Raw genomic sequence first — 23,304 nt, 5'->3', positions numbered from 1 at the left:
CATGTACGATCGTTCCACATTTTCCCCGTACTCAGTACGCTGAATATTGCATTGGCAATGGGGCCTGCTTAAGTATCCGGCAGGCCGGCTCACGAGGCCGTCCTCACATCAAAATGACAACAATGAGGCCACCATGCTTAAACATGCAGTCATTCCGTTTCTTTTAGGTGCAAGCCTACTCTCCAGCGCCCCGTTCACCCTCGCTGCAGGCAACCTGGTGTTTTGCTCTGAAGGCAGCCCGGCGGGCTTCGACCCCGGCCAATACACCACCGGAACCGACTTCGATGCCTCAGCCGAAACAGTCTTCAACCGCCTGACGCAATTTGAACATGGCGGCACGTCCGTTATCCCGGGCCTTGCAACCCGCTGGGATACTGCCGAGGACGGCCTGAGCTACACCTTCCACCTGCGTGAGGGGGTGAAGTTCCATACCACCAGCTACTTCAAGCCAAGCCGTGAGTTCAACGCCGACGACGTGCTGTTTACCTTCAACCGCATGCTCGACCCAGACATGCCATTCCGTAAGGCCTACCCCACCGAGTTCCCCTACTTCACCGACATGGGGATGGACAAAAACATCAGCAAAGTCGAAAAAATCGACGAACACACAGTCAAATTCACGCTAACGACCGTAGACGCCGCATTCATTCAGAACCTGGCGATGAGCTTCGCCTCGATTCAATCAGCCGAGTACGCCGACCAGTTGCTCAAGGAGGGCAAACCCGCCGACATCAACCAGAAGCCAATCGGCACCGGCCCCTTCGTATTCAGCAAGTACCAGAAAGACGCGCAGATCCGCTTCAAGGGCAACAAGGACTACTGGAAGCCCGAGGACGTGAAGCTGGACAACCTGATCTTCGCCATTACCACAGACGCTTCGGTACGCATGCAGAAACTGAAGAAAAACGAATGCCAGGTCACCTTGTTCCCGCGCCCAGCGGACATTCAATCGCTGAAAAGCGACCCGAACCTGCAAATGCCCGAGCAAGCCGGCTTCAACCTGGGGTACATCGCCTACAACGTGATGGACAAGATCAAGGGCAGCAACGGGCCCAATCCGATGGCTCAGCTCAAGGTACGCCAGGCCCTGGACATGGCTGTGAACAAGAAGCAGATCATCGACTCGGTCTATCAGGGGGCGGGCCAGGAAGCCGTCAATGCCATGCCGCCCACCCAGTGGTCGTATGACGACACCATCAAGGCCACCCCCTACGACCCGGAAAAAGCCAAGGCATTGCTCAAGGAAGCCGGGATCAAGGAAGGCACCGAAATCACCCTGTGGGCCATGCCGGTTCAGCGCCCCTACAACCCCAACGCCAAACTGATGGCCGAAATGCTGCAATCGGACTGGGCCAAAATCGGCATCAAGGCCAAGATCGTCACCTACGAGTGGGGCGAATACATCAAACGCGCCAAGGCAGGCGAGAACGGCGCCATGCTGATCGGCTGGAGCGGCGACAACGGTGACCCCGACAACTGGCTGGGCACGCTTTACGGCTGCGACGCGGTGGACGGCAACAACTTCTCCAAATGGTGCAACACCGAGTACGACACGCTGATCAAGCAAGCCAAGGCCACCTCCGACACAGCCAAGCGCACCGCGCTATACAAGCAAGCACAACACATTATCAAGGACCAGGTGCCGATTACCCCTATCGCGCATTCAACGGTTTACCAACCCATGCGTAAAACCGTGCAGGGGTTCAAGATCAGTCCGTTTGCGTTGAATGCCTTCTACGGGGTCGGCATCAGCCAGTAGACACTGGGGGTACCCCGGTACCGCCAGACGGCGTGCCGGGGCCAGCCTTTAACGAAGGCCAACATCCTGCCGACGCCCCATCAAGACACAGCCTACGCATCAATCAGAAACATCCTACTTACACCCTCCGCTTTCTTACCTTCCTGAATGCCCCCTGCCCCCCTAACGTCGAAGGTGCATCCGGCCAGTCGCGAGCTTATGGCCGACTGCATGCCACTGACCTGTTCAACAAGAAGAAAAGAAAGGGACCGCCATGCGATACACACCCGTATTTGCCACCTTGCTCGGCCTTGGCCTACTGGCCCAGACACCCCTGGCATTGGCCACTCAGGTTCAGGCCAAAGGCAGCCTGGTATTCTGCTCGGAAGGCAGCCCCGCAGGTTTCGATACCGCCCAGTACACCAGTGCCACCGACAACGATGCGGCCGAGCCGATCTACAACCGACTGGTGGAATTCGAACGAGGCAGCACCATCGTCAAACCGGCACTGGCAACCCATTGGGAGGTATCCAGGGATGGTTTGCACTACACCTTCCACTTACGTGAAGGCGTCACGTTCCACAGCAACAAGGCCTTCACCCCTACCCGCACGTTCAACGCCGATGACGTGCTGTTCACCTTCCAGCGCATGCTCGACAAAGCCCATCCGTTTCGCCAGGCCTACCCTACCGAGTTCCCCTACTTCGTGAGCATGAGTCTGGACAAGAACATCGCCAAGGTGGAGAAGCTCGACGCGCATACCGTCAGGTTTACCCTCAACAGCATCGATGCCGCATTCATCCAGAACATGGCCATGAGTTTCGCCTCGATCCTCTCTGCCGAGTACGCCAACCAGTTGCTGGCCAGCGGAAAACCGAGCGACATCAACCAGCACCCCATTGGCACCGGCCCCTTTGTCTTCCAGCGCTACCAAAAAGATTCGCAGATTCGCTACCAGGCCAACAAAGCCTATTGGGACCCCAGCCAGGTCAAGGTCGAGCGCCTGATTTTCTCGATCAACGTCGACCCATCGGTGCGCGTCCAGAAACTGCGCAAGAACGAATGCCAGGTGACCCTGAATCCGCGCCCGGCCGACCTCGATGCACTCAAGCAGGACCTGAAGCTGCAGGTGATCGAAAAGCCTGGATTCAACCTTGGCTATATCGCCTACAACGTCCAACGCGCACCGTTCGATCAGTTGCAGGTGCGCCAGGCCATGGACATGGCGGTCAACAAGCCCGCCATCGTCAATGCGGTTTACCAGCAGGCCGGGCAACTGGCCGTCGGCAGCATGCCGCCGACCCAGTGGTCGTACGACGAAACCCTCAAGGACGCCGGGTACAACCCGCAAAAAGCACGCGAACTGCTCAAGGCCGCAGGCGTCAAGGAAGGGACCGAAATCACCCTGTGGGCCATGCCCGTGCAACGCCCTTACAACCCCAACGCCAAGTTGATGGCCGAGATGCTGCAAGCCGATTGGGGCAAGGTCGGCTTCAAGGTCAAGATCGTCAGCTACGAGTGGGGGGAATACCTCAAGCGCACCAAGGACGGTGAACACGACATCTCGCTGATCGGCTGGACAGGCGACAACGGTGACCCGGACAACTGGCTGGGCACGCTGTACAGCTGTGACGCGATTGGCAGCAACAACTACTCCATGTGGTGCGATGCGGACTATGACGCGCTGGTTAAAAAGGCCAAGACCGTCACCGATCGCGTGCAACGTACCGCGCTCTACCAGCAAGCCCAACAGCGTCTGAAGCAACAGGTACCCATCACGCCAATCGCTCACTCGACCGTCAATCAGCCGCTCAGCGCCAAGGTCGAGGGCTTCAAGGTGAGCCCGTTCGGCCGCAACAACTTCTCAGGTGTCAGCGTGGATTGAACGCCTGGTTCATCCAAACCAGTTCCACCGCAGTACCCGCACGGCTCACGAGGCTGGACGGTTAATAGAAAGAGAAGAAAGGGAGTTTTACCTTGAGACGAACCAAGAACGCAGTACTGGCCTTATCCCTCAGTAGCCTGTCCACACTGGCCCTGGCAGAACCCATCAGCCAGGCATTCGTCCCGGTGACGGTCAAATCCACCAGCGATCAAAACGAAGCCAAAGGCTTCATCGAAGGGCAGAGCCTGTCCGGTTCGACCCGCAACTGGTATGCCCATGAGCGTGCTACCCGTGCCCCCCTGTGGAAATACTACAAACGTGATGGTAGCCGCCATGACACCCATAGCCGTAACAACTGGGTACAGGGCACCATTCTCAACTACACCTCCGGTTTCACCGAAGGCACTGTCGGCTTCAGCACCGAAGTCGCCGCCTACAACGCCATTGCGCTTGAGCAAGGCCGCGCCGCCGTCGCCGGGCCAAACAACCGCACCCTGACCCACCGCGACGGAGAGGTCATCGGCCAATGGAGCAAGATGGGCCTGGCCAACCTCAAGGCGCGGGTCTCCAACACCACCCTCACAGCAGGCCGTCAGTCCATCGACACGCCGGTTATTGCCTACATTGGCAACCGTGCACTGCCTTCCAGCTTCCAGGGTGTCAGCATCCACAGCGCAGAGTTCGACAACCTGTCGTTCGATGCCGGCACCTTCGACCGCGTCTCGACCCGAACCGAGCAAGGCCAGAGCAAGTTCCGCTCCGAATATGGCGACAGCAACCAGTACACCGACCGCATCAGCATGGCCGGCGTCAACTACCAGCCACTCAAGAGTTTGCGCACCAGTCTCTACCTGTCCAATGTCGAAGACCTTTGGAACCAGTACTATTTCGGCGCCACGCACGAGCTGGGCGACAGCGCACTGCTGAGCCTGAGCACGGGGCTGAACTACTACAAAACCCGGGATGAAGGTAAACGCAAACTGGGTGAGATCGACAATGACACCTACAGCCTGTCGCTAGGCCTGACCCATCAGGCGCACAAAATCAGCGTTTCCTACCAGCAGGTAAACGGCAACGAGTACTTCGACTACCTCCATGACACCAACGCCATCTTCCTCGCCAACTCACTGCTCTCGGACTTCAACGGCCCGAACGAAAAATCCCTGCAGGTGGCCTACACCCTGAACATGGCCGGGTATGGTGTTCCGGGGCTGAAGTTTAATATCTATAACGCCCGTGGCTGGGGTATCGACGGCACCCACTACACGAGCACCGGCTACGACGTGCGTGGCCTTGAGGGTGAAAACCACTACGAGTACGGCATAGGCAGCAGTTACACCGTGCAGAGCGGCTCGCTCAAAGACACCACGGTACGCGCCACCTACACCGCGCACCGTGCCAGCAAGGCCCAGGCCGACGGTAGCCTGGACGAGTTCCGGGTCGTGACCACCATTCCATTCAACATCCTTTAGGGGGCATGGCCACGGGGGATTAGACGAATCGCCCGTGGCAACTAACCTGCTTTAATTGATCGCTGGGAGCTTTCATGAAACTGCGACCCCTTCAGGCTGCCCTGGCAGCCCTACTGTTGAGCACTGCAGCTGGCGTGGCAGCCAAGCCACTGGTGGTATGTACCGAGGCCAGCCCGGAAGGCTTCGACATCGTTCAATACACCACCGCAGTGACGGCCGATGCGGCCGCCGAAACCGTGTTCAACCGGCTGGTAGACTTCAAGCCGGGCACCACCGACATCGAACCGGCCCTGGCCGAGCGCTGGGAAATCAGCCCGGATGGGCTGACGTACACGTTCTACCTGCGCCGGGGCGTGAAGTTCCACAAAACCGACTACTTCACCCCAAGCCGTGAGTTGAATGCCGACGATGTGCTCTGGAGCTTTCAGCGCCAACTCGACCCCAAGCATCCCTGGCATGACAAGGCCAGCGTCGGCTTTCCCTACTTTGAAAGCATGGGTTTCAAAGACCTGCTCAAAGGTGTCGAGAAAGTCGACGAGCACACCGTCACCTTTACCCTGACACGCCCGGAAGCACCGTTCCTGCGTGACCTGGCCATGGCCTTCACCTCGATCTATTCGGCCGAGTATGCCAACCAGTTGCTGGCGACCAACAAGACGGCCAACCTCAACAGCCAACCAATCGGCACCGGCCCATTCATTTTTCAGCGCTACAAAAAAGACGCTCAGGTGCGCTTCAAGGCCAACCCCGAGTATTTCCGGGGCAAACCACCCAGCGACCCTCTGGTGCTGACCATCGCCACCGACAACAATGTGCGCCTGCAAAAACTCAAGGCCAATGAGTGCCAGGTCGCGCTGTACCCCAAGCCCGATGACATCCCCAGTATCCGCCAAGACCCGAACCTGAAAGTTGATGAACTGGAGGCCCTGACCACCGGTTACATCTCACTGAACACCGAGCACAAGTACCTCAGTGACGTGCGGGTACGCAAAGCGATCAACCTGGCTTTCGATAAACAGGCCCATGTTGATCAACTGTTTGGCAAAGGCAACGCGCTGATCGGCATAAACCCCTACCCGCCCACACTGATTGGCTTCAACAACGCCAACCAGAACCCGCCCCGGGATCTGGATAAAGCCCGAGCCCTGCTCAAGGAAGCCGGCGTACCGGAAGGCACCGTATTGACCCTGTACACCCGCAACGGTGGTGGCCCGACCAACCCCAACCCGCGATTGAGCGCAGAAATGCTCCAGGCCGACCTGGCCAGGATTGGTCTTAAGGTCGACATCCGCGTGATGGAATGGGCAGAAATGCTCAAGCGCGCGAAGAAGGGAGAACCCGACATGGTCTCGACCGGCTGGGCCGGTGACAATGGCGACCCGGACAACTTCCTCAGCCCGCTGCTGAGCTGCGACGCCGTAAAAAGTGGCGAGAACTACGCACGCTGGTGTAACCCGACCTTCCAGGCGCTGATCACCAAAGCCCGCGAGACCATCGACACGGGTGAGCGCGCAGCACTCTATGAGAAAGCCCTGGCGGTGTACGATGAAGACCAACCGTGGATCAGCATCGCACATCCGAAGATGTTTACCGCCATGCGCAAGAACGTCGAGGGCTTCCACATCAGCCCGCTGACCACCAACAACTTCGCTACCACCCTGGTGAAGTAGAACAACAACGCCCGCCCGCGCCTTATCCGGGCGTTGGCGGGTACGCCTAACAGGCTGATGAGGTACACCAGAACATGTTTAGTTTTATTGCCCGACGACTGGGACTGTTGATCCCGACCTTCTTCGGCATCACCTTACTGACGTTCGCGCTCATACGATTGATACCAGGTGATCCGGTCGAAGTGATGATGGGCGAGCGTCGCGTTGACCCTGAAATGCACGCACAAGCCATGGAGCGGCTGGGGCTGAACAAACCATTACCGGTGCAGTACCTGGACTACATTAGCAAGCTTGCCCAGGGTGATCTGGGCGAATCGCTGCGCACGCGCGAGAGCGTCTGGAAAGAGTTTCTCACCCTGTTCCCGGCCACCCTGGAACTGGCGCTTGCCGCCCTGCTGTTTGCTGGCGTGTTCGGCCTGTTGGCTGGGGTGGTCGCCGCCCTCAAGCGCGGCTCGCTACTCGACCACGGCGTGATGGGGATCTCGCTGGCCGGCTACTCCATGCCGATTTTCTGGTGGGGCCTGATCCTGATCATGTTCTTCTCGGTCAGCCTCGGCTGGACACCCGTATCCGAACGTATCAGCTCGCTCTACGACATCGAGCCCATCACCGGTTTCATGCTCATCGATACCCTGTTCAGTGAAGAGGAAGGCGCCTTCAAGGATGCGCTCATGCACCTGATTCTGCCGGCCATCGTCCTGGGCACCATCCCGCTGGCGGTGATTGCACGCATGACGCGCTCCTCGATGCTCGAGGTGCTGCGCGAGGACTACATTCGCACTGCCCGCGCGAAAGGCCTGTCGCCTGCCCGCGTGGTCTTCGTGCATGGCCTGCGCAACGCATTGATCCCGGTTCTGACCGTGTTCGGCCTGCAGGTCGGCACCCTGCTCGGCGGCGCCGTGCTGACCGAAACCATCTTTTCCTGGCCGGGCATCGGCAAGTGGCTGATCGAAGCCATCGGCGCCCGTGACTACCCCGTGGTACAGAATGGCATCCTGCTGATTGCATGCCTGGTGATCCTGGTGAACTTCGTCGTGGATATCCTCTACGGCCTGGTCAACCCACGCATTCGCCACCAGCGCTGAGGCCGAGACAATGACTGACCCAATCGTAAAATCCGCCTCTGCCGTAACACCCAACGCCGTGGACCAGAGCCTGCTCTACCCATCGCCGTACACCGAATTCTGGCAGGCCTTCGCCCGCAACAAAGGCGCCTTCGCCGGCCTGCTGTTCATGTGCCTGATCGTGTTCTGTGCGCTCTTCGCGCCATGGGTCGCGCCCCATGAGCCAAGCGAACAGTACCGAGATTTCCTGCTGACCCCGCCGGTCTGGCTCGAGGGCGGCACCTGGCAGTTCATCCTCGGCACCGACGAGCTCGGCCGCGACCTGCTCTCGCGACTGATCCATGGCTCGCGCCTGTCCTTGCTGATCGGCCTGTCCTCAGTGGTCATGTCGCTGGATCCCCGGGGTGCTGATGGGGCTGTTGGCCGGGTTCTTTCCACGCCTGCTCGGCCCGTCGATCATGCGCCTGATGGACGTCATGCTGGCCCTGCCTTCGCTGCTGCTGGCCGTGGCCATCGTAGCCATTCTCGGCCCTGGCCTGATCAACACCGTGATTGCCATTGCCATCGTTTCGTTGCCGTCCTACGTGCGCCTGACCCGTGCCGCGGTGATGGGGGAACTGAACCGTGACTACGTGACCGCTGCGCGCCTGGCCGGTGCCAGCTTGCCACGGCTGATGTTCATCACCGTATTGCCCAACTGCATGGCACCGCTGATCGTCCAGGCAACCTTGAGTTTTTCCTCGGCCATCCTCGATGCCGCGGCCCTGGGCTTCCTCGGCCTGGGCGTGCAACCGCCAACTCCCGAGTGGGGCACCATGCTGGCTTCGGCCCGCGATTACATCGAGCGCGCCTGGTGGGTCGTGAGCCTGCCCGGCCTGACCATTTTGCTCAGCGTGCTGGCAATCAACCTGATGGGCGACGGGCTGCGCGACGCGCTGGACCCGAAACTCAAGAATGCCGCCTGAGGAGACGCCCATGTCACTGTTGCAGATCAACAATCTCAATGTGCGCTTTGGCGATGCCAAGGCGGTTCCCGTGGTCGACGGTCTCGACCTCAGCGTGGAAAAAGGCGAAGTGCTGGCCATCGTCGGCGAGTCCGGTTCGGGAAAATCCGTGACCATGATGGCACTGATGGGCCTGATCGACGCCCCCGGCCTCGTCACCGCCGACAGCATGACGTTCGACGGCAACGACATGCTCAAGCTCAGCGCGCGGCAACGGCGTAAGGTCGTCGGCAAGGACCTGGCGATGGTCTTCCAGGACCCGATGACCGCGCTCAATCCCAGCTATACCGTCGGTTTTCAGATCGAGGAAGTGCTGCGCCAGCACCTTGGTCTGCGCGGCAAGGCAGCCCGCCAGCGGGCGCTGGAACTCCTCAAGAAAGTCGAAATTCCGGCGGCTGAAAGCCGGCTGGACGCCTACCCGCACCAACTCTCGGGCGGCATGAGCCAACGCGTGGCGATTGCCATGGCGATTGCGGGCGAGCCCAAGTTGCTGATCGCCGACGAGCCGACCACCGCACTGGACGTCACCATTCAAGCGCAGATCATGGAGTTGCTGCTCAACCTGCAACAGGAGCAGGACATGGCCCTGATCCTGATCACCCATGACCTGGCCGTGGTCGCCGAAACGGCCAGGCGCGTATGCGTCATGTACGCCGGCCAAGCCGTTGAAATTGGCCAGGTTCCAACGCTGTTCGAGGTGCCTGCGCACCCTTACAGCGAAGCGCTGCTGGCGGCCATTCCCGAGCACAGTGAAGGCGCTGCACGCCTGGCAACCTTGCCGGGTATCGTTCCGGGGCGCTATGACCGACCACAGGGCTGCCTGCTCTCACCGCGCTGCCCCTACGTTCAGGATCACTGCCGCCAGCAACGTCCGAACCTGGACAGACAGGCCCACAGCCTGGTCCGTTGTTTCTACCCGCTGAACCAGGAGGTGGCGTAATGAGCGTCGTTCTTACCGCCCGTGAGCTTACCCGTCACTACGAAGTCTCCCGTGGCCTGTTCAAAGGCCACGCACTGGTCCGCGCGCTGAATGGCGTGTCCTTTGAACTGGAAGCCGGCAAGACTCTGGCAGTCGTGGGTGAGTCCGGCTGTGGCAAATCAACCCTGGCCCGTGCCCTGACCCTTATTGAAGAACCCTCCTCTGGCTCCCTGAAAATTGCCGGGCAAGAAGTCACGGGTGCCAACAAGGCTCAGCGCAAACAGCTGCGCAAAGATGTGCAGATGGTTTTCCAAAGCCCCTATGCCTCGTTGAACCCTCGACAAAAGATTGGCGACCAACTCGCCGAACCCTTGCTGATCAACACCCACCTCTCCAAAGCCGAACGACGCGAGAAGGTCCAGGCGATGATGCAACAGGTCGGCCTTCGCCCGGAACACTACCAACGCTACCCGCATATGTTTTCTGGCGGTCAGCGCCAGCGTATCGCCCTCGCCCGGGCCATGATGCTGCAACCCAAGGTACTGGTGGCAGACGAACCAACCTCGGCGCTGGACGTGTCTATCCAGGCACAAGTGTTGAACCTGTTCATGGACCTGCAAAACGAGTTCAACACGGCGTATGTGTTCATCTCCCACAACCTGGCCGTGGTGCGACACGTGGCCGACCAGGTACTGGTGATGTACCTCGGCCGCCCGGCAGAAATGGGCCCGAAAGACGACATCTACAACAGGCCACTGCACCCTTACACACAGGCCTTGTTGTCAGCAACCCCGACACTGCACCCAGACCCGCTCAAACCGAAAATCAAGATCGCTGGCGAACTGCCCAACCCGCTGGACCCACCATCAGGTTGTGCGTTCCACAAGCGCTGCCCGCACGCCACCGAACGTTGCGCCCAGGAGGTACCGGCGTTCCGTCAGGTGGAAACACGGCAGGTCGCCTGTCACTACGCAGAGCAGTTCCTCTAGCAGAGACATGGCAGTGTCAGCAGCACCCTTGAAATAAATATCACCTTTGAGACACCGCACCCCGGCACCGTGAACGCACCGCCGGGGTGCTGCGTTCACGTACAGCAGCCCGGACAGCCTAACCACCTGCCGAGACTGTGCCATGAGCCTCAATACCCTCCCGTACTATCACACCGATGCACTGCACAAACGCTTTGAAGATCACCTGCAAGACGCCGCCTCTGCTAAACGTATTAGCGCCGTGGAGGCAAACCAGCTCTCACGCCTGACCAGCACGGCGCCTCAGCCCGACGCTCGCGCGGATACACGCGTGGACTACCTCGATGCGGTGAGCGCATCCGGTCAAACCATTGCCCTGATCTCGACACTGCTGATCAGCCACTCCACGCAAACAGCAGTGTTCATCTACAACCCTGTACTGGGCATCATGAAATTCGATGATCGTCTGCAGGCTCGCAATGCACTCATCCAGATGCTCGGTAACGCCGAGACCGCCTTGGCCCTGCTGCAATACACCGATGCCGAAGCCTATCGACAATGGCGTAACGACCCGGTCGTGGACCTGGAAGACAACCTGATCGAAGGGGCGGTATTTGAGTGGTTGATGCTGAGCATCAATGCACGTCTCGGCCAGAACCTGACCACCCTGCAAACCCTGCTCCTCAACCAGCCGGCTCCCGAAACGCTGCTAACCCAAGCCTTCGTGACCCAACTACGCGTGCAGTGGCCCGATGCAGCCATCAACCCCGCTACCCGGGAAGTCAAAGTGTCCGCTCAGCGCCTGTCCAACCGCGCCCAGGGGCAGGATTATCACCAAAGCCTGAACGATACCCTTCTGGAAACGCTGGCAGACCCCACACTCATTGGAAACGGGGCACATGAACTGCTGAACCCCGACGGCACGCGAGCCAGCGCGCAAGACCAAAAAAAACTCAATACCGCACTGCGCCTGACTCGGGCGCAGTTGAGTGAGCACTGCACCACTCAGCTTGATAACCACTGGGCAGCATCACGCTCCGAGGGCCTGAGCCCTACTGAGCAACTGACCCATGCGTTACGCAGCCGTTTTCTTGAAGCCCTAACCCAGCTCGCCTGGAGTAACGACCTGAGCAACCAGGAGTACAGGACCCTGATCAAATGGTCCAAGGCAGAATACTTACCGGAGCTGCAGGCCTGGTACCTGAAACCCACAGCCTCGACAACCGCGACAGTTCCGCTGGAAACCGTCATGTTGCTGGGCACTGCGGATGCGCCGTCAACTCCGTGCTATAGCTACACCCCTACCGGAGGGCTGAAGCGTCACACAAACCACCAGGCGTTCTTGGATACACTGGCAATCGATGACGTGCCGCTGCTACCCATGCAGGCTCCGGCCCTGCAAACCTACACCCAACGCCTACTCAGCGTACCGCGCCAGCGCCTGACCCAGGCCCTGCGTCAACAAGGCCCATTGGCGTTTGTCAGCGTCTGTCAGAAAGCCCTTGCGCTGGAAAGCTTGATTGATCCCTGCCTGCCACGCCTGATGATGCCGTATGTCCGCAAGGATAGAGAGAGCAGCGCCTCGCTCACGGCAATCAAGCATGACTTGAACAGCGAAACGCTTTCGCTCCAAGACCTGAAGCACATCAAACGCCGCGTGGAACAGAACAACACACAACTGCTGGAAGCCCGTCCAAGCCTGGATTCCGTCACCCTGTCGCTGATTGAAAACAACCTGTGCTACCTACTCGGCTCCATGCCGGCAGCGTCTGTCCTGCTGCAGAACGGCGCCGATGGAACCCCCAACCAGAGCCTCAGTGAGTTGATCTGGGAAAACCTGAGCAAACGAAATGCGACGTCGGCGACTCAACAGCCGGCACAACACCGCCTGGCCGCCAACGCTCAAGCGCTGCTGCCGCTACTGACAGCCCCGGTCATCAACCAGTGTGTCGACAAAGTGACCGGCTCACTTCGTCATTATCTGGCCCATGCAGTCGTGCGTAATCAGAACCAAGAGCGACACACGGCACAAAACCTGTACGGCTTGACACTGCGGCTGGAACTGCAGCTGGCTCGTCAGAAAAACACCCTCGAACAACCGGCAATCGACCTCATCCAAGCGGTGCTCAACTACCCGATATCACGCACCCGACCGCTGCTGGAGGGTGCTCCGGCCATGGTTTGGCAACTGAACATTACCTACAAGGGCAAGCACGAAACGCAGGTTGCCAACCTCTTGCTACTGTCACGCAACCCCCTGGAAACAGCAGAAGCTCCCCTGATTCTGTGGACACGGGCATTAGGCTTTGAAACCTTCACGTCACTCCAGTCCCTCAACCAGAAGCTTCAGGCGCGGCTAACCAACTTTCACAGCGCAGAATCACTCTACGATTGCGTTGCAGAAGAGGATAGCGTGCTGCCGGATAGCGCCCCTATGGCGCCGCAAGTGACACCTCCGACCTTGAACTGGAGCCCGATCAAGACCAATGTGCTGCAACGGCTCGAAGCCCTCGACAGCAGCCTTCGCCAGCGCAACACCCTGTTCGTCTTCGATCAGATCATCAATGCCGGACTGTCGGGCAATGGTCTGCCGGAACTGCTGCATACCTATACGCCCATGGACAGCAGCGAAGTACAGTTGCTGCGCTTCAAGCGTGAAATACGCGAACAAACCGTGCGCGCGGCAATCCCGAAGTGGCTGCTGGATGCAACCTACCAGGAGAAATTCGATTATCTGGAAATCCTGGGGCGCAACCTGCTCAACATCACATCGGAAGAAGATTACCTCTCCGATATGCCCACCATCGCGGACTATGCCTATGAGCGACTGGCCACTCAGCTTGATAGCGACTTTCCGGCCAAACGCTATCCGCCGGATGGCATTTTCATCACCACCATCGCCTGCATCTCAACGCTACCGCCCATTGGCGAAGTGCCCTCAGGCTCTACAGGCGAATGCATCCACCATCGACAAACATTGGTCGAATATGCACTGAATCACTTCCGAGACTGGAGCAACCCCATCACCGCACTGGAATTGGAAAACGGTGCAGCGCCCCCCGCGGCAATGAACGTGGACTACATCAAGGACCTGGTCAGGCGCCTGGACATTGGTAGCAACTATCAAACATTGTTCAGTCAGACATTTGACCCTGCCAGCCCCGGCTTCAACCATCGTCTGGAGCTGTTTTGCCGCCAAGTACCCGACCAAATGCTTGAACGTGCATTCAATGCCTACCTGAAGCGAAACCTGAGTAAAACTGCCGTAAACGTTGTGAAGCAAGTGGTACAAATGCCCGATGCGACCGCCCGCTTACCGCTGGATGGCAAGCGCATCCAACTGACACCGCTGGCGCTGATCGCACAATCGGATTTACCCGCCGATATTGTCCCTGACCTCTACCTGTTTCGAGCAGAAGTCACCGACCCCGTAGTGCTCTATGCCCCGTACTGCGAAAGTTTTACGTTCAGGGAATTCAGCAGCACCACAGCACTACTGGCACAACTGAAGACAGACACCGCGTTGCAAGCCCTGGTACTCGCCCAGTTACCAGAGACCTTGCGCAGACGCTATGACAACAATGGCTTCGACGAACCCCACTTGCCCTTCAGTGCAGAATCGGACTTCGACCTGCCGTTATCGAGACCAGGCCCCGTTACCCTTGCCAACCTGCCAGTCAAGGGCAACGCGCTGCATTACCTGTTCGAGGAAAACATTCGCACCCTCAAGCGCATGCTGGACGCCCAACTGATCAGCACCGAAAAGGCTGACTGGGAATCGCTCAAACATATCCTCGGGCTTGTGTTCAACCAACTGAGTTTTTTCGTACCGGGCAAGATTGGACTGCTGCTCGGCGCCTGGCAGGCAGAAATGACGGTGCTACAAATTGCACGTAACGACGAGGGCAGCGATTGGCCGGCGCATACCGCCGAACTGCTGTGCGTATTGGTGCAAAGCCTGCTGATTGGCCACAGCGCCAGCACGCTGGGCGACGTAGAAAACCTTAATGCCGAACGCCAGTTCTGGCAAAACCTGTACCTTGACGAGCACTCCCCCATACCTTTGGCACGCTATGAAGCGCCCACCCAAGCGCTGGAGTTAATGGTGTTCGACAGCCTTACTCAGGTCTACAGAGACGCGGGCACAGGCAAACACTATGTCAATATCGATGGACACGTATACCGGGCAACCTTCTCGGACGCCAACTGGTACCTGATCGATGAGGCCGAAGATAACCTTGGCCCTCGTTTGCGCCTGAACGCCGCCAACCAATGGGAGATCGACCCGACGCTGCCGCTTCCGATAGAGCATGGCGCTGTACTCACCCGGCTAGGTGGCCAGTACACGCGCTGGAAGGCTCGCCGCGAAAACGTCATTATCGTCGCGAGCGGAATGCGGCAGATTCAAAACATGATGCCCAGCCGCGCGCAAAAAATCCGCCAGGCACATCGCACCGCCATGATGTACTTGACGAACTGCCTGAAAAACCTGCGCAACGCCGATCCAGCCACACACGTCCCGGTAGAAACCCAACGCATCATCAGCGACTTCTTCGGTGTACCGGCCCTGACCGAGCCACTCCGGCAATACATGCATGAGTCGGTCAATGCCGTCATCGATATGATGGGGTCAGGCAGCTACTCGCCGCAGTCCTCGTCACGCTACATCATCGGTACAAGCACAATTAACAGCGAGGGACTGGCGTTCACGGTGCCTTCGGATCTCGAAAAGCAGATTTTCATGCTCGACGGCTACTTTGACTACAGTTTCGCCAGCACATTCACCTTCCGTGCAGGCTACACGCAGGATGATGCCGCCGCGATTTTCAGGGCAGCAGTGCTGGTTCACGAGTTCACGCACCTGGCCTACAACACGCGCGACATCTGCTACAACGAAGGCACCTTGCCCTTCCTGAACCTGCTGGCGCCTGTTCCCAAGACACTCTGGCTGAGGCAACGCCAAGACACCACATTCTCACACCGCACACCGGCCAATGAGTTGTTTGTCATACAGGATCACCCGAATGGCGCCCCGCGCGATATTCGTGACGATGATCGAAAGGGGCGGCGATTCATCCTGCAGACCACGGGCGCTAAAAACCTCGACGATGCCCGTCAGGTTTTTCTGAACGATGCAGAAAAGCGTGCGCAAATCATGCTGAAAAACGCCGACTCGTTGACCTTGCTGATCTTCCGCATGGGTGAACGTCTGCATAGCCCGAGCGTACCGGCAGCTCGCGTAGGCGGCTAATGCGACACCTGTACGCAGGCAAGCCCGTCTCCCACAACAGCCTCAGGCGTGCTGGGTTGCAGGAACGGGCTTGCCGGCGAGCTTTAGTGGTGCTCGCGCGTGGCGCGGAACTTCACATCTGGCCAGCGCTCTTCCATCAGTGCCAGGTTGACCCGGGTCGGCGCCAGGTAGGTCAGGTGACCACCACCGTCGATGGCCAGGTTTTCCATGGCCTTGACCTTGAATTCCTCGAGCTTCTTCTTGTCGTCGCACTGGATCCAGCGGGCCGACCACACGGTGATCGGCTCGTAGGCGCATTCAACCTTGTACTCTTCCTTCAAACGGCTGGCGACCACATCGAACTGCAGCACACCCACGGCACCGAGGATGATGTCGTTGCTGCGCTCTGGGAAGAACACCTGGGTCGCGCCCTCTTCGGCCAACTGCTGCAGGCCCTGACGCAGTTGCTTGGACTTGAGCGGGTCTTTAAGGCGAACGCGGCGGAACAATTCAGGGGCAAAGTGAGGAATGCCGGTGAAGCCCAGGTTCTCACCTTCAGTGAAGGTGTCGCCAATCTGGATGGTGCCGTGGTTATGCAAACCGATGATGTCGCCGGCCCAGGCTTCCTCCAGTTGCTCACGCTCGGAGGAGAAGAAGGTCAGAGCATCGCCGATACGCAGGTCTTTGCCGGTGCGTACATGGCGCATCTTCATGCCCTTCTCGTAACGGCCCGAACAGATCCGCATGAAGGCGATACGGTCGCGGTGTTTCGGGTCCATGTTCGCCTGGATCTTGAAGACGAAACCGCTGAACTTCTCTTCGGTCGGCTCCACCGTGCGCTCATTGGCTACACGCGGCAGCGGACGCGGCGCCCAGTCGACCACGGCGTCAAGGACATGGTCCACACCAAAGTTGCCCAGCGCGGTACCAAAGAACACCGGCGTCAACTCACCGTTCATGAACTCGTCCTGGTCGAACTCATGGCAAGCGCCCTGAACCAGTTCCAGTTGCTCGATGAAACGCTCGTATTCATCACCCAGGTGCGCGCGGGCCTCGTCCGAGTCGAGTTTCTCGATGATCTTCACCTCGGTACGCTCGTGACCGTGGCCCGGGGTGTAGACAATGATGTAGTCGCCGGACAGGTGGTAAACACCCTTGAAGTCCTTGTAGCAGCCGATCGGCCAGGTGATCGGCGCGGCCTTGATCTTCAGGACCGCTTCGATCTCGTCGAGCAACTCGATCGGGTCACGAATATCACGGTCGAGTTTGTTGATGAAGCTGACGATAGGCGTGTCGCGCAGGCGGCAGACATCCATCAGGGCAATGGTACGTGGCTCAACGCCTTTACCGCCGTCGAGGACCATCAGCGCCGAGTCCACCGCTGTCAGCGTGCGGTAGGTATCTTCAGAGAAGTCTTCGTGGCCCGGGGTGTCGAGCAGGTTGATCATGTGATCGCGGTAAGGGAACTGCATCACCGAGGTGGTGATGGAGATGCCGCGCTGCTTCTCCATTTCCATCCAGTCGGAGGTGGCATGGCGATCGGACTTTCGCGATTTCACCGTACCAGCGACGGCAATCGCCTTGCCCATCAGCAGGAGCTTCTCGGTGATGGTGGTTTTACCCGCATCGGGGTGGGAAATAATGGCGAAAGTGCGACGCTTCGCGACTTCGGCGGCCTGGTTGGTCATGGGAAATCGCCTGACTGGGGATTCAAAAGGGCCAAAATTATACCCGAACTTGCCGGTGGACCAAAGTCGAGACTCCCAACGACCAGGGCAGACTCACACACGGCGATCGTACAGCGGCCAAGCCCCGGTACAACGGCCGCAGCAATGGCCTTGGCATGAGCCGATGTGGACTGTTTTCAAAGACATCCATCTGTCATGCGGCTCGGTTACAAAGAGACTGCGCAACGCCGGGCGACAGACGTGTGCAAAAACGCGACATTTTTTGTTGATCTTGAACCCCTCAAGTCCTAAAGTTCGCGCCGAGCGTCCATGCTGGAAACGATCCATCCGGCTCAAGTACTGACGACGAGACAGCAAGGTCACCCGTAGCGCCTTTTTTCACCGCACGGTTGACCTTTTTGCTTTCGGCGACATGCCTTGGGAAGTAGGCGAACCAAAGTGGGGATACGGAGGGCGCTCAGCTGCAGCCACTTATTTTTTTAGTTTGCCCATGGAGTCCCTAAGCATGTCGATTCAGGTCGAAGACTACTTCGCGCGCGAAACCTTTCAAAAAATGAAGGCCTTCGCCGACAAGCAAGAAACCCCGTTCGTACTTATCGACACCCAGATGATCAGCCAGGCCTATGACGACCTGCGTGCTGGCTTCGAATTCGCCAAGGTCTACTACGCGGTCAAGGCCAACCCGGCGGTCGAAATCATCGATCTGCTGCGCGACAAGGGTTCGAGCTTTGACATCGCCTCGATCTACGAGCTCGACAAAGTGCTGGGCCGCGGTGTCACCCCAGACCGCATCAGCTATGGCAACACCATCAAAAAATCCAAGGACATCCGCTACTTCTACGAGAAGGGCGTGCGCCTGTATGCCACCGACTCCGAAGCCGACCTGCGCAACATCGCCAAGGCCGCACCGGGCTCGAAAGTCTACGTGCGTATCCTGACCGAAGGTTCGACCACCGCTGACTGGCCGTTGTCGCGCAAGTTCGGTTGCCAGACCGACATGGCCATGGACCTGCTGATCCTCGCCCGCGACCTGGGCCTGGTGCCTTACGGCATCTCCTTCCATGTGGGTTCGCAACAGCGCGACATCAGCGTCTGGGACGCGGCCATCGCCAAGGTCAAAGTGATCTTCGAGCGTCTGAAAGACGAAGACGGCATCGAACTGAAGCTGATCAACATGGGTGGCGGCTTCCCGGCCAACTACATCACCCGTACCAACAGCCTGGAAACCTACGCCGAGGAAATCATCCGCTTCCTGAGGGAAGACTTCGGTGACGACCTGCCAGAAATCATCCTTGAGCCTGGCCGCTCGCTGATTGCCAACGCCGGTATTCTGGTCAGCGAAGTGGTGCTGGTCGCCCGCAAATCGCGTACCGCGGTTGAGCGTTGGGTCTACACCGACGTGGGCAAATTCTCCGGCCTGATCGAAACCATGGACGAGTCCATCAAGTTCCCGATCTGGACCGAGAAAAAAGGCGAGATGGAAGAAGTCGTGATCGCCGGCCCAACCTGCGATAGCGCCGACATCATGTACGAGCACTACAAGTACGGCCTGCCACTGAACCTGGCTATCGGCGACCGCCTGTACTGGCTGTCGACCGGCGCCTACACCACCAGCTACAGCGCAGTAGAGTTCAACGGCTTCCCGCCGCTGAAAGCCTACTACCTGTAAACGGCTGAACCTTATCGCCGGCACGCTCGGCTCCTGCAGCGATTGCAGGAGCCGGCCTTGCCGGCGATTGCTTTATGGCATAACGCCAAGCTCGCCAAGCCGAGTGCGATAGGCCAACGCCATGGCTCGAATCTCGGGCTGTGTCGCCTGCTCCAACGCAGCGGCAGCAACCGTCAGAAAATTTGCATTCCCCGCAACCAGCGCCTGACGCAACCAGCCCAGCGCCTGCTCGACCTGCCCCCGCGCCGCCAAGACCCCGGCGTGGCTGAACTGCCCACGAAAGTCCCCGCCTTCTGCCGAGCGTCGATACCAGTCGTGTGCCGCCGACACATCGGCCGGGCAATGCACACCCTCCTCAAGGTAGCGCCCCAACAGGTTCATGGATTTCGCATGCCCTTGCTCAGCGGCTTGCCGATAACAGCACAGTGCCGCACCAGGATCTATCGCGACACCACGCCCCGTGGCCAACAGGTTGGCATAGTTGTACAGCCCCCAATCAAGCCCGGCGTCTGCCGCGAGGCGGTAATGGCGAGCGGCTTCGACAGCATCCACCTCGCCACCCCAGCCATGCTCCAGGCAACGCCCGAGCATGTTATGCGCCATGGCACTGCCCTGATTGGCGGCAATGGCGAACCAGCGTCGGGCCAACGCCGGGTCGCGCTCGATACCGCGTCCGTCCAGGAGTATCTGCCCCAGCAGCAACTGGGCCTCGACGATCCCCTGCCCCGCCGCCATCAACAGCGCTTGGGCCGCCTTGGCCGGGCTTTCTTCAAGCATCTGGCCCAGTTGATCGCCGTCGAGCACTTCTTCACGGCGTAGGTGAAAGGCCATGAGTCAGACCTCGGCCCAGCGACGCAGCAGGTTGTGGTACGTCCCCGTCAACTGAATCAGTGATGGATGATCGGGAACGTCGGCAGTCAGTTGCTGAATTGCGTTGTCCATCTCGAACAGCAGGGTACGCTGGCTGTCTTCGCGGATCATGCTCTGGGTCCAGAAAAACGCCGCATAACGCGCACCGCGAGTGACCGGGTTGACCTTGTGCAAGCTCGTCCCCGGGTACAACACCATATCGCCAGCCGCCAGCTTGACCCGCTGCAGTCCGTAGGTGTCCTGAATTTCGAGCTCACCGCCGTCGTACTCCTCAGGGTCACTGAAGAACAGCGTCGAAGACAGATCGGTACGCACCCGCTCGTGACTGCCACGGGGCTGGCGAACGGCATTGTCGATATGAAAACCAAAGTTGCCGCCTTCGCGGTAGCAGTTGACCAGCGGCGGGAAGACCTTGAAGGGCAAGGCCGCAGACATGAAACGGGGGTTGGCCCACAAGCGCTCAAGCATGGCCGCGCCAATCTCCTTGGCCAATGGATGGCCCTCGGGCAACTGGAGGTTATGCTTGGCCTTGGCCGACTGGTAACCCGCCGTGATCTTGCCGTCAGCCCAATCGGCCTGCTCCAGCGCCTCACGAATACGCAGCACTTCCTCGCGCGTAAACAGACCAGGAATGTGTAAAAGCATGGCGCGGATACCTAAGGCCAGAAAAGACGCCAATGGTATTGATTCTTATTGCATCACCACAAGCCCTTAGCGCTTGCCAAGACGAATGAGCCCGCAAAAAACACAGGATGAAAATGTAAAGATTGTAAATTCAACACAAATAACAATTCTTCTCAATTGATAGTCGTATGTATTTACATTACATTTCGCGGCCTTGAAACCTTGGGAGGGGTCATAACAATGTCGCGCCACTACGTGCCAACCGCTGTCAGTTCACCACGCTTGCTCGCTTCTGCCATCGGTGTGGCCATTACCGCCACCTCTACTGCGCACATAGCGTACGCTGCCGAAGCTGCACCGGCCAACGATGGGGCGATTGCTCTGGATGCCACCAGCATCAACAGCGTGCAGGATGAAACCTCTTACAAGACCGACACAGCAACCTCAAAGAAATACACTGCCCCACTACGCGAAACACCTAAAAGCGTGACGGTTATTCCGCAACAAGTGATCCGTGATACAGGCGCAACCAGCCTGGCAGACGCCTTGCGCACAACCCCTGGGATCACCTTTGGTGCAGGTGAAGGCGGTAACCCAGCAGGCGACCGCCCGATCATTCGCGGCTTCAACGCAGAGAGCGACGTATTTGTCGACGGCATGCGCGATGTCGCCTCGCAAAGCCGAGAAATCTTCAACATCGAATCGGTAGAAGTCAGCAAGGGCCCTGGTTCAGCGTTCACTGGCGCCGGTTCCACCGGTGGCAGCCTGAACCTGGTGACTAAAAGTGCCAAACTTGGCGATGCCTATAACGGTGGATTTACCTGGGGCTCGGACCAAACCAAGCGCACCACCCTGGACCTTAACAAGCAGCTGACCGACACCTCGGCATTTCGCCTGAACCTCATGAAGCATGAGGCCAACGTTGCCGGGCGTGACGATGTCGACGTAAGCCGCTGGGGGGTCGCACCTTCCTTTGCCTTCGGCCTGGGTACCGATACCCGCGTCAGCGTCGGCTACTACCACATGGATACAGATGATATGCCGGACTACGGCATTCCACTGACCAAGAGTGCAAACCGCAGCAAGTACAACGTCGACAAGCCCGCAAACGTCGATCGCGACAACTTCTACGGTTTAAATGATCGCGACTACCGCAAGAGCAGCAACGACAGCGGGACCATCAAGATCGAACACGATCTGAATGAGAACCTGACACTGTCCAACAGCTTCCGCATGTCGCGCTCCACGCTCGACTATATCGTTACCAACCCTGACGACAGTAAAGGCAACGTGGCCAACGGCCTGGTCTATCGCTCGACCAAAAACCGCAACTCGACCTCAAAAGGCTGGGTCAACCAGACCGACCTGAGCGCCAAATTCAATACTGGATTTATTGAGCACAGCATGGTCACCGGCCTGGAGTTTTCCTATGCCGACACCCATAACCGTGGCTACGTCATTACCTCTGATGCGGGAAAAAGCACCACATGCAGCCCTGCCCTGCTAGCCTCGGGTGACTGCACCAGCCTGTATGATCCATCGCCTGATGACAGCTGGTCAGGAACCATTACCGACAGCCCGGCGTATACCGACACAAACACCAAAACCAGTGCGGCATATGTCTTCGACACCCTGAAATTCAACGAACAATGGTCGCTGAACCTGGGTCTTCGATATGACGACTACCAAACCAAGTCAAGCGGTTACGCAACGGCAGGCCGCACGACCCCTGCGGGTAGCTTCTCCCGCGAGAACAACGCCCACCTCTGGAACTACCAACTTGGCGTGGTCTACAAGCCGCTGCCCAACGGCAGCATCTATGCCGCCTGGTCGACCTCAAGCAACCCTTCGGGTGAAACCAGCGGTAACGGTGGTCTGGAGCTGACAGCAGCCAATGGCAACCTCGAGCCGGAACGTAACCGCAACTATGAAGTAGGCACCAAGTGGGATTTCTTCGACGAGAACTTGTCGCTGACAGCAGCCCTGTTCCGCACCGACAAGACCAACGCCCGCGTCACCGATCCGGACAACGCCACCTACCAAGTGCTTGATGGCGAGCAACGTGTCCAAGGCGTCGAGCTCACCTACTCGGGCAACCTTTCGTCGAAGTGGAAGGTCTATGGTGGCTACACCTACATGGAAAGCGAGATAGTGAAGACCTCTACCGCCGCGAACGAAGGCAATCACATGCCGAGCACGCCACGTAACAACTTCACCTTCTGGTCGACCTACGACATCGTTCCGAAACTGACCGTTGGTGCCGGTGCAACCTTTGTCGACTCGCGCTTCGGTGATGAGGCCAACTCGGTAGAAGTGCCTTCCTACTGGCGTTATGACGCGATGGCAACCTATCGCCTGACCAAAAACGTTGACCTGCAACTGAACGTGCAGAACCTGACCGACAAGCGCTACTTCGATCAGGTATTCCAAACCCATTACGCTCATGTCGCAGCAGGGCGTACCGCATTGATGAGCGCGAACTTCCACTTCTAAGGCAGTTCAA

The 23,304-nt window shown here is 58.6% G+C and carries 13 protein-coding genes and 1 pseudogene; 11 read left to right on the top strand and 3 right to left on the bottom strand.

All coding sequences use genetic code 11. From position 1 onward, the window contains the following. The first annotated feature begins 133 nt into the window (after window positions 1–133). From ACZ9H3_RS19825 to ACZ9H3_RS19785, 9 genes and pseudogenes are all read left to right on the top strand, one after another. Window positions 134–1,759: an ABC transporter substrate-binding protein gene (locus ACZ9H3_RS19825; RefSeq protein ID WP_476222178.1), complete on the top strand. Its 1,626-nt coding sequence runs from the start codon at window positions 134–136 to the stop codon at window positions 1,757–1,759. 253 nt (window positions 1,760–2,012) lie between these two features. Next, the gene (locus ACZ9H3_RS19820) at window positions 2,013–3,623 is read left to right on the top strand and encodes an ABC transporter substrate-binding protein (protein WP_476222176.1); all 1,611 of its coding nucleotides are present in this window, start codon (window positions 2,013–2,015) and stop codon (window positions 3,621–3,623) included. A 92-nt stretch (window positions 3,624–3,715) separates the two neighbouring features. After that, a complete protein-coding gene (locus ACZ9H3_RS19815; protein ID WP_476222174.1) occupies window positions 3,716–5,095 on the top strand; it encodes an OprD family porin in 1,380 nt (459 codons plus the stop codon). A 74-nt stretch (window positions 5,096–5,169) separates the two neighbouring features. Further along, on the top strand, window positions 5,170–6,765 hold the full coding sequence (locus ACZ9H3_RS19810; RefSeq protein ID WP_476222172.1) for an ABC transporter substrate-binding protein: 1,596 nt from the start codon (window positions 5,170–5,172) through the stop codon (window positions 6,763–6,765). A gap of 74 nt (window positions 6,766–6,839) precedes the next feature. Next, a complete protein-coding gene (locus tag ACZ9H3_RS19805) occupies window positions 6,840–7,850 on the top strand; it encodes an ABC transporter permease subunit (RefSeq protein ID WP_099773622.1) in 1,011 nt (336 codons plus the stop codon). Window positions 7,851–7,860: 10 nt separating this feature from the next. Beyond that, a pseudogene (locus tag ACZ9H3_RS19800) lies at window positions 7,861–8,794 on the top strand (ABC transporter permease subunit). Window positions 8,795–8,804: 10 nt separating this feature from the next. After that, window positions 8,805–9,773: an ABC transporter ATP-binding protein gene (locus tag ACZ9H3_RS19795; RefSeq protein ID WP_476222170.1), complete on the top strand. Its 969-nt coding sequence runs from the start codon at window positions 8,805–8,807 to the stop codon at window positions 9,771–9,773. Next, window positions 9,773–10,741 carry a peptide ABC transporter ATP-binding protein gene (locus ACZ9H3_RS19790; protein ID WP_409276643.1) on the top strand — a complete coding sequence of 323 codons (969 nt, stop codon included), beginning with the start codon at window positions 9,773–9,775 and terminating at the stop codon, window positions 10,739–10,741. The genes ACZ9H3_RS19795 and ACZ9H3_RS19790 overlap by 1 nt, the downstream gene beginning before the upstream one ends. A 142-nt stretch (window positions 10,742–10,883) precedes the next feature. Then, window positions 10,884–15,971: a dermonecrotic toxin domain-containing protein gene (locus tag ACZ9H3_RS19785; protein ID WP_476222167.1), complete on the top strand. Its 5,088-nt coding sequence runs from the start codon at window positions 10,884–10,886 to the stop codon at window positions 15,969–15,971. An 83-nt stretch (window positions 15,972–16,054) separates the two neighbouring features. Here ACZ9H3_RS19785 and ACZ9H3_RS19780 read toward each other — a convergent pair whose 3' ends face one another. Beyond that, a complete protein-coding gene (locus tag ACZ9H3_RS19780; protein WP_163934046.1) occupies window positions 16,055–17,638 on the bottom strand; it encodes a peptide chain release factor 3 in 1,584 nt (527 codons plus the stop codon). Between the two features lie 505 nt (window positions 17,639–18,143). On the opposite strand from ACZ9H3_RS19780, the gene ACZ9H3_RS19775 reads away from it, so the two are divergent. After that, window positions 18,144–19,307 carry a type III PLP-dependent enzyme gene (locus ACZ9H3_RS19775; RefSeq protein WP_065759367.1) on the top strand — a complete coding sequence of 388 codons (1,164 nt, stop codon included), beginning with the start codon at window positions 18,144–18,146 and terminating at the stop codon, window positions 19,305–19,307. A gap of 72 nt (window positions 19,308–19,379) precedes the next feature. Here the strand turns inward: ACZ9H3_RS19775 and ACZ9H3_RS19770 are convergent, their stop codons facing one another. Together ACZ9H3_RS19770 and ACZ9H3_RS19765 are read right to left on the bottom strand one after the other, a co-directional pair. Then, on the bottom strand, window positions 19,380–20,138 hold the full coding sequence (locus tag ACZ9H3_RS19770) for a tetratricopeptide repeat protein (protein ID WP_099773617.1): 759 nt from the start codon (window positions 20,136–20,138) through the stop codon (window positions 19,380–19,382). Window positions 20,139–20,141: 3 nt separating this feature from the next. Continuing rightward, window positions 20,142–20,822: a Fe2+-dependent dioxygenase gene (locus ACZ9H3_RS19765; RefSeq protein ID WP_099773616.1), complete on the bottom strand. Its 681-nt coding sequence runs from the start codon at window positions 20,820–20,822 to the stop codon at window positions 20,142–20,144. 219 nt (window positions 20,823–21,041) lie between these two features. Between ACZ9H3_RS19765 and ACZ9H3_RS19760 the strand changes: the two genes are divergently transcribed. Beyond that, window positions 21,042–23,294 carry a TonB-dependent receptor gene (locus ACZ9H3_RS19760; RefSeq protein ID WP_454240802.1) on the top strand — a complete coding sequence of 751 codons (2,253 nt, stop codon included), beginning with the start codon at window positions 21,042–21,044 and terminating at the stop codon, window positions 23,292–23,294. Window positions 23,295–23,304 lie beyond the last annotated feature (10 nt).

Source organism: Pseudomonas sp. TE3910 (assembly GCF_056279025.1).
This window is presented reverse-complemented; position numbering and strand designations above follow the sequence as displayed.